This window comes from Rhodobacter sp. TJ_12, assembly GCF_020023995.1.
Lineage (GTDB): Bacteria > Pseudomonadota > Alphaproteobacteria > Rhodobacterales > Rhodobacteraceae > Rhodobacter.
In genome coordinates this window covers 16,261-29,857 of record NZ_NRRD01000023.1, presented here as the reverse complement: position 1 = coordinate 29,857, position 13,597 = coordinate 16,261, and the positions used below count along the sequence as shown (strand labels likewise).

The 13,597-nt window shown below is 64.0% G+C and carries 6 protein-coding genes; 4 read left to right on the top strand and 2 right to left on the bottom strand.

The genetic code is table 11. From position 1 onward, the window contains the following. Positions 1-47 precede the first annotated feature (47 nt). Both CKO11_RS14585 and recQ read left to right on the top strand, forming a co-directional pair. The gene (locus CKO11_RS14585; RefSeq protein ID WP_223640314.1) at positions 48-335 is read left to right on the top strand and encodes a YggT family protein; all 288 of its coding nucleotides are present in this window, start codon (positions 48-50) and stop codon (positions 333-335) included. Next, positions 336-2,402, top strand: a complete 2,067-nt coding sequence (gene recQ / locus CKO11_RS14580) for a DNA helicase RecQ (RefSeq protein ID WP_223640311.1) — start codon at positions 336-338, stop codon at positions 2,400-2,402. Here the strand turns inward: recQ and CKO11_RS14575 are convergent, their stop codons facing one another. Continuing rightward, positions 2,403-4,667: a response regulator gene (locus tag CKO11_RS14575; RefSeq protein WP_223640308.1), complete on the bottom strand. Its 2,265-nt coding sequence runs from the start codon at positions 4,665-4,667 to the stop codon at positions 2,403-2,405. It abuts the gene before it with no gap. A 99-nt stretch (positions 4,668-4,766) separates the two neighbouring features. Here CKO11_RS14575 and CKO11_RS14570 point away from each other — a divergent pair, with 99 nt between their 5' ends. Next, positions 4,767-10,214, top strand: a complete 5,448-nt coding sequence (locus tag CKO11_RS14570; protein WP_223640305.1) for an alpha-2-macroglobulin family protein — start codon at positions 4,767-4,769, stop codon at positions 10,212-10,214. Further along, positions 10,211-12,268, top strand: a complete 2,058-nt coding sequence (gene pbpC, locus CKO11_RS14565) for a penicillin-binding protein 1C (protein ID WP_223640302.1) — start codon at positions 10,211-10,213, stop codon at positions 12,266-12,268. Before CKO11_RS14570 ends, pbpC begins: the two co-directional genes overlap by 4 nt. Here the strand turns inward: pbpC and bktB are convergent. Continuing rightward, positions 12,265-13,440, bottom strand: coding sequence for a beta-ketothiolase BktB (gene bktB, locus CKO11_RS14560; RefSeq protein WP_223640299.1), 1,176 nt, complete (start codon positions 13,438-13,440; stop codon positions 12,265-12,267). The two genes, pbpC and bktB, sit on opposite strands and share 4 nt — an antisense overlap. Between the last annotated feature and the right edge of the window lie 157 nt (positions 13,441-13,597).

The following is a 13,597-nucleotide window of genomic DNA, read 5'->3' as shown; positions in this document are numbered from 1 at the left end:
CCGGCCCCGGCTCGCTTACCTGTCAGCTAGTCTCGCGGAGGGTTCCGATGCTCACTTCTTTCTTGCCCTATGGCGTTCTGGTGGCGCTGTCTTTGGTGTTCCAGATCCTGTGGTTCATCATTCTGGCCCATGTCATCATGAGCTGGCTCATTGGCTTTAACGTGCTGAACATGCGCCAGCCGCTGGTGTACAAGGTCTGGGATCTGCTGTCGCGCGCGCTGGAGCCGTTTTACGGCCCGATCCGGCGCATCTTGCCGCCGATGCAGGGCATCGACCTGACACCGATGATCGTGATCATCGCCCTGATCTTCATCCAGCGGCTTTTGGGCATCTAAATGCCCGCCCAGCCGGAGACTGCGCCCGAGGCATTGCTTGCCTCGGTTTTCGGATTCCATGCCTTTCGTCCGGGGCAGGAGGAAATCGTGCGCGCAGTTCTGGCGGGGCGAAACACTTTGGCGATCATGCCCACGGGCGGCGGGAAGTCGCTTTGTTTTCAGCTTCCTGCGCTGTGCCTTGAGGGGCTGACAGTGGTGATTTCGCCGTTGATTGCGCTGATGCGCGATCAGGTTCGGTCCTTGCGCGAAGCCGGCGTGGCCGCTGGCGCGCTGACCTCGGGCAATACCGAAGCGGAAACCGAAGAGGTTTTTCAGGCCATCGATGACGGGCGGCTGAAGCTGCTTTATATCGCGCCCGAACGGCTCGCGGGCCTCGGCACGCAAAACTTGCTGCGCCGCGCCAACACCCAGTTGATTGCGGTGGACGAGGCGCATTGCGTGTCCCAATGGGGCCATGATTTCCGCCCTGATTATTTGCGCATTGGCGATCTCCGCCGCGCGCTGAATGTGCCCTTGGCCGCGTTTACCGCCACTGCGGACGAGGAAACCCGCGCCGAGATCGTCACCCGGCTGTTTGACGGGCAGGCGCCAGCCACATTTTTGCGCGGCTTTGATCGGCCCAATATCGCGCTTGCCTTTGAGCCCAAGGATCAACCGCGCAAACAAATCTTGGATTTCGCGGCGGCGCGGCGCGGACAATCGGGGATTGTCTATTGTGCCTCGCGCGCCAAGACCGAGCAGTTGGCGAAAGCGCTGCGCGAGGCGGGACACCCCGCCTGCCATTATCACGGCGGAATGGAAGCCGAGGATCGCCGCGCCGTCGAAACCCGTTTCCAGCGCGAGGACGGGCTGATTGTGGTCGCCACCGTCGCCTTTGGGATGGGGGTCGACAAGCCCGATATCCGCTGGGTCGCCCATGCCGACCTGCCCAAATCGATCGAGGGCTATTATCAGGAAATCGGTCGCGCGGGCCGCGATGGCGCACCCGCCGAAACGCTGACGCTTTATGGCCCTGATGACATCCGCTTTCGTCGCCAGCAAATTGACGAAGGCATGGCCCCGCCAGAGCGCAAAGCGGCGGATCATGGGCGGCTGAATGCACTTTTGGGGCTGGCCGAGGCCACGGGCTGCCGCCGTCAGCGGCTCCTTTCCTACTTCGGCGAAAGTTCTGAGCCTTGCGGCAATTGCGATCTGTGCGACACACCGCCCGAGCTTTTTGACGGCACCGAGGCGGTGCGCAAGGCGCTGTCTGCTGCGCTGCGCACCGAAGAAAGCTATGGCGCGGGTCATCTGATCGAGATTTTGCTTGGCCAGACCAATGACCGGATCACCGCGCGCGGTCATGACAGGCTACCGACTTTTGGCGTGGGCAAAGACCTGACCCGAACGCAATGGCAGGCGGTGTTTCGGCAAATGCAGGGACATGACCTCATTCGCCCTGATACCGCGCGTCATGGCGCGCTGGTGATGACCGAGCGCGCCCGCCCGATCTTGCGCGGCGAAGAAAGCATCACGTTGCGGCGCGATCTGGTGCGCAAGGCCCGCGCGAAACATGTGCCCAAGGCGCTGGTGTCGGATGAAGATGCGCCGCTTCTCTCCGCGCTGAAGGCCAAGCGGCGTGCCTTGGCCGAGACCGCTGGCTTGCCCGCGTATATGGTCTTTCCCGACCGCACCTTGATCGAAATGGCCGAGACCCGGCCGCAAACACTGGATCAATTCGCGCGGATCAGCGGCGTGGGGGCGAAAAAGCTCGAAAGCTATGGCGCGGCCTTTTTGGACGTGATCGCCGGGGCCGAGGCCGCCACGCCGGTGCATCCGGCGCGGCGCAAATTGGCCGGGCGCGAAGCGGGCACGCTTTATGATGCGTTAGAGGCCGCGCAGCGCGATCTGGCACGCGGCACCGACGGGCAGGATCGATTTTTGACCTGCCCCGCCACCACCTTGCGCAGGATCGCAGAGAAAAAACCCCGAAGCCGCGCCGAACTGGAACGGATCGGTGGCTTGGGGGAGGCAAAACTCGAACGCTTCGCCGAGACCTTTTTGGAAATCATCGCCGAAGCGCGCTGATCATTCCCCCAGTTCGGGCAGCACCGGTCGCGCCTCTTCGGGTTGATGTGTTTTGATCCGCTCGGTGATCGCGACCTTCTTGAGCGGCTTGGTCAGATAATGGTCGATCCCCGCGGCAAAGATTGAATCGCTGTCACCTTCCATCGCATGGGCCGTAAGCGCACAGATCGGCACATGCGCGCCGGTGCCGAATTCGGCCGTGCGGATCGCGCGGGCGGCCTCGCGCCCATCCATTTCGGGCATCGAAATATCCATAAAGATCAGATCGGGCGCGAAGTTTTTCCATTCTTCGACCGCCTCTCGGCCATTGCCGGCAAAGCGCAGATCGATGTCGAGATCCTTGACCATCTTGCCAAAGACAAGCTGGTTGGTGCGATTGTCCTCGGCGGCCAAGATCCGCATCTGCCGCTTAACCGGCGCGGGCGGCGGCGGCGGCGGTTCGGGCGTGGCCTCGGCTTCTGGCGGCGCAACCGAAATTTTTTGCAGCATCCGAAACAGATCCGAGCGCAGCACCGGTTTTTCAAGGCAGCCGAACAGATCGCAATCGGCCTCGGCCTGCGCCAATGCATCGCTGTCCGAGGTCAAAAGCAGGATCGGCGTGTGATGCCCCTTGGCGCGCAGCCGTTTGGACAGTTCGATCCCGTCAAGATCGGGCATGTGATGATCGGTCAGCACAACATCGAACTGCCCGCCATCATCGATCACGCTTAACGCTTCGGTGCCGGTGCGGCACAGCGTGACATCTAGACCATAGGTTTCAAGCTGGCGTTCCAAAATGACCCGGTTCACCAGCAGGTCATCCACCACCAATGCCGCGCGCAACGTGACCGCCGGCGTGGGCCGGTCCAACGGGTCGGCGGGCTCGGCACGCGGCAAGGTAACGATGAAGCCGAAACACGATCCTTCGCCCAGATTGCTGTCGACCCAGACAGAGCCGCCCATCAACAGAACCAACTGCCGGGTGATCGCAAGGCCAAGCCCAGTGCCTTCGAACCGTCGGTTCGAGGTGCTTTCGACCTGATTGAACTCGCCAAATACGTGATCGATGCTGTCGGGCGAAATGCCGATCCCGGTATCCTCGACCGTGACATGGAGTTCAAAACTGTCATCGTCCCGCTCAAAGCCGACGACACGGGCCAAAACATGACCTGTGTGGGTGAATTTCACTGCATTGCCGATCAGGTTGGTCAGAATCTGGCGCATCCGCCCCGGATCGGCAATGAACCGGGTGGGCAGGAACAGATCGTAATCGACCAGAAGCTTGAGCCCCTTATCTTTCGCCGTGGGCTGCAACAGCACCATGATTTCGTGCAGACACCGTTCCAGATCAAACTGCTCGGGGTAAAGGCGCAGCCGCTCTGCCTCGATTTTGGAATAATCCAAAACGTCATTGATGATCGTCAGCAGCGCTTCGCCCGAAGACCGGATCGTTTCGGCATAGAGCTGCTGTTCCTCGGTCAGATCGGTCTCGGCCATCAGCTCGGCCATGCCGACAACCCCATTCATCGGGGTGCGGATTTCGTGGCTCATATTGGCCAAGAAGGCAGATTTGGCGCGGTTCGCGGCTTCGGCCTTGTTGCGGGCCTCTTCCAATTCGCGTTCACGCTCGATGATATGGGTGATGTCTTGCGACAGACAGACAAGGTCGCCGTCTTCGCCCCAGCGGTCGATCATCTTGATATGGCGGCCCTCGCGGGTGCGCAGCACCATCGGCTCGATCTGCTCGCGCTTGATCCGGGCGATCATGTCATGGTGCCAATCCAGCGGGTCACGCCCATCCATATCGACCATCTGATGACTCGCCACGATCTTGAGCACCGAATCATAGGTGACCCCGGCGGTCACGGCGATTTCCCCATGGAAAAAAGACAGATAGGCCTTGTTCGCCACCACCAGACGCAAATCGCTGTCATAGACGGCAAAGCCGTCCTGAATCGTTTCAAGCGCATCCCACAGGCGACGCTGCGCGATCATCGCCACCGATTCCGCGCGCTCCAGGTCGCCGCGCACCCGGTGGTTTTCCCCTTTGAGAGAGGCCGCCTCGGTCAGCGCCACCTGAAGCCCGTGGCGTTGCTTGACGATCTGATCTGAAAGCGCCCGCGCATGTAGCGCAAGCTTTTGATTTGCGGCGAAAAGTTCCCGCTTTTTTTGCTCCAGCAGCCGCTCTGCGGCCAACCGCGCGCGACGCTCTTGCGCCAATTTTTCCGACAACGCGGCTTCCATGCCCGGCACCCGTCCAAATTCTTTATGCAGAAACTCGGCCATTTGCGTGAATTTGCGGTTAACACTGTTTCGCCACGCGCTTGGTCGTTGATCGAAATTCCTATGCATGAGACGCTCTTGGCGCACATCTTGGAGGGTCCAATGCATTTTCCCAAAGCTTTGCTCGCCTTGTCACTTTCGCTTCTGACGGCGCTGCCGGGCGCGGCACAGGACCGTCCTCTGACCCCGGCCAAGCGTCTGTCTATTGCCGAAGGAATGGACCTTGCCGGGCGCGACCTTGCACAAATTTTCAATACATCTTTGGAAGCCTGTCAGGCCGCTTGTCTCGCTGACCCGACCTGCGAGGCGATCACCTTCAACGCCCGCAACAATTCCTGTTTTCCCAAAGCCGACATCACCGGCATGTCGCCTTACCAAGGGGCCTATTCGGGCGTTGTGATCCCTGCAGCACGGGGCACCGAGGCGCGGGCGCGCGACCGCGCCGCCGACCTTGGCTTCTTGCGCGGTGGCACGCTTTCCGCGGCCAGCGATCTGGCCGATGCCATGGGGCGCCGGCACATGACGAATTTCGCCTCGGTCGAGGAATTGCAGCGCGCGCTGCAAGCCGCACGCGAAGGCGGCGACCGGGCGCGGATGCTGGCCCTGACCGGCGCGCTCTTGGTGCTCAACGATGCCGCCGATCTGTGGATCGATTATGCCACGATCGGACTGCGCATGAGCGAAACAAGCGCGGCTGCATCGCGTCAGGTGACAGCTGCGGTGAACGGGTATTTGCGCGCCCCCAATGCCGCCACACAGGCGCAGGCGCTTTTGGTCATGTCGCAAGCGCTGGAAAAGGCGCGCCGCACCAAGGAAATGTTGGCCGCGCTGCGGCTGGCCGTAACCCTTTCGAATCGCCAAGAGATCGCCGCCGCGCTGGATTCGGCCGAGGGAAAATATGGCTTTCGCATGGCCGAACATACGGTGGAGGCCGACAGCGCCAGCCCGCGCATCTGCGCCACCTTTTCAGAAAAGCTCGCCAAGCGCGGGGTGGATTACGCAAGCTTCGTGCAACTGCCCAAACCGGGGCTGACCGTCGAGGCGGAAAACAACCAGATCTGTGTCAGCGGCATGGATCATGGCGAGCGCTTGGCGCTGACGTTCCGCAAGGGCCTGCCCGATGCCGAGGGCACAACTTTGGGCAAGGATGTGACGATCACGGCCTATGTGCGCGACCGTTCCCCCGCGGTCAGCTTTCCGGGGCGCGCCTATATCTTGCCGCGCGGGGCCGATACCGGGGTGCCGGTGCAGACCGTCAATCTGGAACATCTTGATCTGAAAATCCTGCGTGTGTCTGACCGCAACCTGATCGCGGCCATGCGCGAGGGATTCTTTGCCCGCTCGCTTGACAGTTGGGGGCTGGATTACTTTGCCGGGCAGATGGCCGAAGAGGTTTGGCACGGCACCGCCGATGTGAAAATGCAGGTCAACCGCGACATGACCACCCGCCTGCCGGTGCAAGAGGTGACCGGGCCGCTGGGCGCGGGGGTTTATGTGCTGGTCGCGTCGGTGCCCGGCGCGGATGACTATGAAAATCCGCCCGCCGGACAATGGTTTGCCATTTCCGATCTGGGCCTTAGCACCTTTTCGGGCACCGATGGGCTAACTGTGGCGGTGCGCGGTCTTTCCGATGCGGCGGCGGTGGCCGGAGCCGATGTGGAGCTTGTGTCCAAAGGCAACAGCGTCATCGCCACGGCCCAAACCGATATCATGGGTCTTGCCCGTTTCGCACCGGAACTGACCACGGGCAAGGGCAATCTGGCGCCGGGTCTTGTCTCGGTCACGCGGGGCGAAGATCTGGCCTTCCTTTCACTTTCGGATGCCGAATTTGATCTGTCGGATCGCGGCGTCGAAGGACGGCCCGCCGCCCCGGCGATTGATGTATTTTTGACCACCGATCGCGGCGCCTATCGGGTGAGCGAAACGATTCATGCGACCGCGCTGGCACGCGATGCCACGGCCACCGCGCTGGCGGGCCTGCCGCTGACGGCAGTGCTGATGCGCCCCGATGGTGTCGAATACATTCGCGCCCTGACCGAAGATGTGGGCGATGGCGGGCACCTGGTGGCCCTGCCCCTTGGGGCGCAGGCCCCGCGCGGCACATGGCGTCTGGATCTTTTCGCCGATCCCAAAGCCGCGCCACTGGCCACGACGAAACTGCTGGTCGAAGACTTCCTGCCCGAACGGATCGATTTCACGCTGAGCCTGCCCGACGGCGTGCTGGCCGGCGGCGATCTTCCGAAGATCGGGCTGGATGCGCGCTATCTGTTCGGCGCGCCGGGCGCGGGGCTTGAGGTCGAAGGCGATCTGACAATGCGCGCCGCGACCGCCGTGCCCAGCTATGAAGCCTATCGCTTTGGCCGCCATGACGAGCCCAGCGAAACCACTTGGGGCGGTCTGGACAGCGCCGAAACCGATGCGCAGGGCCATGCCGATATTTGGGCCGAGATTCCGGATTACGGCTTTGAGCAAGGCCGCCCCTTGCAGGCAACCTTCACCCTGCGGGTGCGCGAGGGCTCTGGCCGCCCAGTAGAGCGGCGGATTTCGCGTCTTGTCATGCCGCCCGCGCCGGTGGTTGGGATCAGACCCTTGTTTGAGGGCGACACCGTGGCCGAAGGCGCGCAGGCGGGCTTTGAGGTTGTGGCGCTGAATGATCGGCTGACCCCAGTGGCGCAGCCCCTGCGCTGGACGCTCAACCGGGTTGAGACGCGGTATCAATGGTATGCGATAGACGGGTCATGGAATTGGGAACCGGTGACCCATCGCACCCGCGTGGCCGAGGGCAATGGCACCACCGGCACCGCTGCGCCGCTTGCGATCTCGGCCAAGGTGGACTGGGGCCAGTATGAGCTTGTGCTGGAAAACGGCGCCGGTGAGGTGGTGGCTAGCTACGGGTTCGATGCGGGCTGGTATGCGCCCGCCGATGTGCTGACCAGCCCCGACCGGTTGCAGCTTTCGCTGGACCAACCCACCTACAAAGCGGGCGATACGGCCAATTTGCGCGTGGTCGCGCCCGCCAATGGCATGGCGCTGGTGTCGGTGCTTTCGAACCGGGTGATCGCGCTTGAAGCCGTCGCGGTGACTGAGGGCGAGAATCAGATCACCTTGCCTGTGACCGAAGAGTGGGGCGCGGGCGCTTACGTCACCGCATCGGTCCTGCGACCCTTGGCCGATGACGCCCCCACCCGCGCGCCGAACCGGGCGCTGGGGCTGGCCTATGCCAAGGTCGATCCGGGTCAGCGGGCGCTTAAAGTGCAGTTTGACATGCCCGACACCTCTGAACCCCGCGCACCGATGCCGGTGACGCTGAAAGTCGCGGGGGTCGCACCGGGCGAAACCGTGCATGCCACGATTGCGGCGGTTGATCTGGGAATTTTGAACCTGACCGGTTTCAAGGTCCCCGATCCGCAGGCGCATTACTTTGGCCAGCGGCGGCTGGGCGTTGGTCTGCGCGACATTTACGGGCGGTTGATCGATGGCCGCGCGGGCGAGGCGGGCGTAATCCGGTCGGGCGGCGATGCTGCGCGCGAGATGTCGATGCAAGCGCCCCCCCCGACCGAGGAACTGGTGGCCTATGTCTCGGGCGCTTTGACGGCCGATGAAAACGGGATGATCCACACCAGCTTCGACATGCCTGCTTTTAACGGCACGGTGCGGCTGTCTGCGGTGGTCTGGTCGAAAACCGGGGTCGGCCAAGCCAGCCAAGATGTGCTGGTGCGCGATCCGGTCGTCGTCACCGCCTCGCTGCCGCGTTTCATGGCACCGGGCGATACATCACGGCTGTTGTTGGAAATCGTCCATGCCAGTGGGCCCTCGGGGCGGATGGGGCTGGATGTAAGCTCTGCCGGGATGCGCCTTGGCGCCGCGCCCTCGGGTGTCGATCTGGCCGATCTGGGCAAGACCGAAATCGAAGTGCCGCTCAGCGCGCCGATGGCCGAAGGTGTGCAGGAATTGCGCGTCGCGCTGGCCACACCCGATGGCAGGCTGCTGGAAAAGACGCTCAAGCTAGAGGTAAAAAGCCAAAGCCCCGAGGTGGCGCGGCAATCGCGGTTTGACCTCGCGGCGGGGGAAACTTTCACCTTTGACGCCAATGTTTTTGCCGGCTTCCTGCCCGGATCGGCACGCGCCACGCTGGCCTCTGGCCCGCTGGCGCGGTTTGAGGCCCCTGCGCTTTTGGCCGCGCTGGACCGTTACCCCTATGGCTGCACCGAACAGGTCACCTCCAAGGCGATGCCGCTGCTGTATCTTTCTTCGGTGGCTGAGGCGATGGAACTGGCCGCGCCCAAGGATCTGGACACCCGGATCGATATGGCCATTCGCAAGGTGCTGACCAATCAAGATGCCTCTGGCGCCTTTGGGCTATGGCACGCGAATGCGGGCGATGGCTGGCTGGATGCCTATGTCACCGACTTCCTGAGCCGGGCGCGCAAGGCGGGCTATACCGTCCCCGACAGCGCGTTTCGCAATGCGCTCGACAATCTGCGCAATCAGGTCAATTACGCGCCCGATTTCGATGCGGGCGCAAACGGGGGCGGGCGCGATCTGGCCTATCAACTGATGGTGCTGGCGCGCGAAGGGGCGGCGGCAGTCGGCGATCTGCGCTATTATGCCGATGTGAAGGGCGACGATTTCGCCACACCTTTGGCGGCGGCGCAATTGGGCGCGGCGCTGGCCTCTTATGGCGATCAGACCCGGGCCGATGCGATGTTTGCCCGCGCGGGCCGTATGATCCGCGATCAGGGCAATGAAAAGACCGGCTGGCGCGATGATTACGGCACGCAATTGCGCGACAGCGCGGCGGTGCTGGCGCTGGCCTCGGAAGCGGGCTCGCAGGCCGTGGATATGGACAGCGTTGGCATCTCTGTCATGCGTCGCTTGGGGCAAACGCCCCTGTCGACGCAGGAAGCGACTTGGACGCTTTTGGCAGCCCATGCGCTGATCGACCGACCCGGCACCGAAGGGCTGACCGTGGATGGCCAGCCTGCCGAGGGCCCCTTGGTCAAGGTGATCGATGCGCAAACGGCGGGCCGGTCCCTGGCCATTGCCAATACCGGCGCGCGGGCCACGACGCTGACGCTGACCACCGTGGGCGCGCCCGAAGTGCCCGAACCCGCAGGCGGTAATGGCTGGGCGATTTCGCGTAGCTATTACACGCTGGATGGCGAGGCAGTTGATCCCGGCCTTGTGGCGCAAGGCACGCGGCTTGTGACCGTGCTGGAAGTGCGCCCGCAAGGCTATCGCGAAGCGCGGCTGATGGTGGCGGACCCGCTGCCCGCCGGGTTTGAAATTGACAACCCGAACCTTTTGCGCGGGGGCGATGTGGCCGCGCTCGATTGGCTCGATCTGACGGGCAATCCGCGCATGACGGAATTCCGGCAAGACCAGTTCTTGGCCGCGATTGACTGGCGCTCGAAACAACCGTTTCGGCTGGCCTATATCGTGCGTGCCGTCAGCCCCGGCCGGTTCCTGCATCCTGCCGCCTCGGTCGAGGATATGTATCGCCCCGAAATGCGCGCGCATGGGGCGACCGGGATGGTGCGGATCGAGTGAGACGACCGCGCGTCAGGCCAAGGCTATTCTTTGCCGCTGCCCTTGGCCTAGCTTTGGTGGCGGGGGGGCGTGATGCCTTTGACGATTGGGTGGCGACCACCCCGCTGCCACCGCTTCGCGTCCCGGTCGGCACAGAGGTTCTGGCCCGCGATGGCAGCTTGCTGCGGGCCTTCGCCGTGGCCGATGGGCGCTGGCGGCTGGCCCCCGGACCCGTCGACCAAGCCTATTTAGACGCCCTGATCGCCTATGAAGATCGCCGGTTTCGCCACCATGCCGGGGTCGACCCTTGGGCGGTTTTGCGCGCCGCAGGCCAAGTCGTTTGGAATGGCCATGTCGTCTCGGGGGCCTCGACGCTGACGATGCAGGTGGCGCGGCTTTTGGAAGATGGGCCCACCGGCACGCTGGCAGGCAAAGCCCGGCAGGCGCGGTTGGCGCTGGCGCTTGAACGGAAGCTAAACAAGGATCAGATCCTTGATCTCTATCTGCGCCTTGCCCCTTATGGCGGCAATATTGAAGGGCTGCGGGCCGCTGCGCTGGCATGGTTTGGCAAAGAGCCGCGTCGGCTGACACCCGCACAGACCGCGCTATTGATCGCTTTGCCGCAATCGCCCGAAACGCGCCGCCCGGACCGGCACCCGCGCGCCGCCAAAGAGGCACGGGACCGGGTTCTGGACCGGCTCTCCCAAGCCGGGGTGCTGACGCCAGACAGCACATTTGCGGCACGGGCCGAACCGATCCCGGCGCAAAGGCGCGCCTTTCCGGCGCTTGCGCCGCATCTGACCGAACGCCTATCTGCCGCCGCCCCCAAGGGCACGCGGATCGAGACAAGCATCGATCCGCAACTGCAACGCGCGGCGGAAAAGCTGGCACGGCGCGCCGTGCGGGGGCAGGTTGGACAAGTGTCGGTGGCAATGGTGCTGGCCGATCACCAGACCGGCGAAATTTTGGCCGAGGTCGGCGGCGCCGCTTGGACCGACAGCGCGCGCGCCGGTTTTGTGGATCTGAGCCAAGCGCCCCGCTCGCCCGGCTCCACGCTCAAACCCTTTGTCTATGCGCTGGCCTTTGACGATGGTCTGGCCCATCCCGAGACCCTGATCGAAGATCGCCCCATCGCCTTTGGCCCGTGGCGCCCGCAAAACTTTGACCGGGAATTTCGCGGCACGGTCACCATGCGCCAAGCGCTGACGCTATCGCTCAATATCCCCGTGGTCAGCCTGACCGAGGCTTTGGGGCCGGAACGGTTGCCGGCCAGTTTGCGCCGCGCGGGCGCGCAACCAGCGCTGCCCAGCTCTGCGCCGCCCGGACTGGCGGTCAGCCTTGGCGGGTTGGGGATCAACCTGCAAGACCTTGTGCAGGCCTATGCCGCGCTGGCCCGGCTTGGTCAGCCGGTCGCGCTTTCGGCCGAGGCGGGCCGGGCGCATCCGCTGGAGGGGCGTTTGTTCGGCGCGGTGGCCGCGTGGCAGGTGGGCGAGATTTTATCACGCCTTGCGCCGCCCCCCGGCGGCACGCCGAACCGGATCGCCTATAAGACCGGCACCTCTTACGGGCACCGCGATGCGCTCGCCGTGGGGTTCGATGGGCACCATGTCGCGGGCGTCTGGATGGGGCGCGCGGATGGCACGCCGGTGCCCGGGGCCTTTGGCGGCGATCTGGCGGCGCCCGTGCTGTTTGAACTGTTTGATCGGCTGGGGCCCGAACGCGCCCAGCTGCCCCCGCCACCGCCTGCCACGCTATTGCTGCCGAATGCCCGGCTGCCGCAACCGTTGCAACGCTTTCGCCCGCGCGATGCCGCCTTTGCGGAAACGGTGATGGGCGCGCCCGAGGTGACGTTCCCCCCCGACGGGGCCGAGGTGGAAACCGCAGGCCAAGGGCTGGTGGTCAAGCTGCGCGGCGGCGAACCGCCGTTTACATGGCTGGCCAATGGGGCGCCGCTTTTGGTGGGCACGCGTGCGCGTGAAACGGTGCTCAACCTCTCCGGCCCCGGTTACGTCAGCCTGACGGTGCTGGATGCGCAGGGCCGTGCCGCGCATCGGCGGGTTGTGTTGCGGCCCTAAAGCCGCTCGATCGCCAGCGCGATCCCCTGCCCGCCCCCGATGCACATAGTAATTAAGGCCCGTCGCGCGCCGGTGCGCTGCAACCTGTGCAGTGCCTTGACGATTAGAATTGCCCCGGTCGCCCCTACCGGATGGCCTAGAGCGATCGCTCCGCCATCGGGGTTCACCCTGGCCGGATCAAGACCCAATTCCTGCGACACCGCCAAGGCCTGCGCCGCGAACGCCTCGTTGCTTTCGATCACGTCGAAAGCGTCAATCCCAAGGCCGGTTGTTTCGCACAGCCGCCGCACCGCCGGGATCGGCCCTAGCCCCATCACCTCGGGCCGCACACCGGCCACGGCGGACCCGATGATCCGCGCCAGCGGCTTGAGCCCGTGGGCCAGCGCCGCCTTTTCACGCGCCAAGACCAACGCCGCCGCCCCATCATTGATGCCGCTCGCATTGCCGGGGGTGACCGTCCCCTCTTTGAGAAAGGCCGGTTTCAGCGCTGCCAGCTTTTCAGCCGTGGTTGGCTTGGGGTGCTCATCCCGGTCGAACAGCACTGTGCCATTGCGCCCGGTCACCTCAATCGGGGCGATTTCGGCCATGAAATCCCCCGCTGCGATGGCCGCCGCCGCCCGGCGCTGGCTTTCAAGCGCAAAGGCATCCTGCGCTTCGCGCGAAATGCCGAAATCGCGGGCCACATTTTCCGCCGTGATCCCCATATGCCCGGTGCCAAAGGGACAGGTAAGCGCGCCGGTCATCATATCGAGCGCTTTGGTATCGCCCATTTTCTGACCAAAGCGCGCGGTTTGCAAAATATAGGGTGCGCGGCTCATCACCTCGGCCCCGCCGGCAAGGGCGAAATCCCCTTCTCCCAGCATCAGCGCTTGCGCCGCCGACACCACCGCCTGCACACCCGAGCCGCACAGCCGGTTGACGTTCATCGCCGGGGTTTCGACCGGCACGCCCACCTGCACCGCTGCGACGCGCGACAGATACATGTCGCGCGGTTCAGTGTTCAGGATATGACCGAAGACGACCTGATCGATCTGCTGTGCCGACACGGCGGCGCGATCCAGTGCGGCACGGGTCACATGCGTGGCCAGATCAATCGGTGCGAAACCCGAAAGACCGCCGCCAAAACTGCCAATGGCGGTGCGTGCCCCCGCTAGAATGACGATGCCAGTCATGTGAACCCTCCCGTGCCGTTACGCGAAGGTTACCCCTGCGCAAACGCCGGGAACAGCATCGAAGACCCGCGTGACGGAACGTCAGGCAACAAGACGCCAAATCAGGCACAACCGCGCCCGGCCAGAATTGCTGCCCTTGGGCGCGGTCATTTCCCAG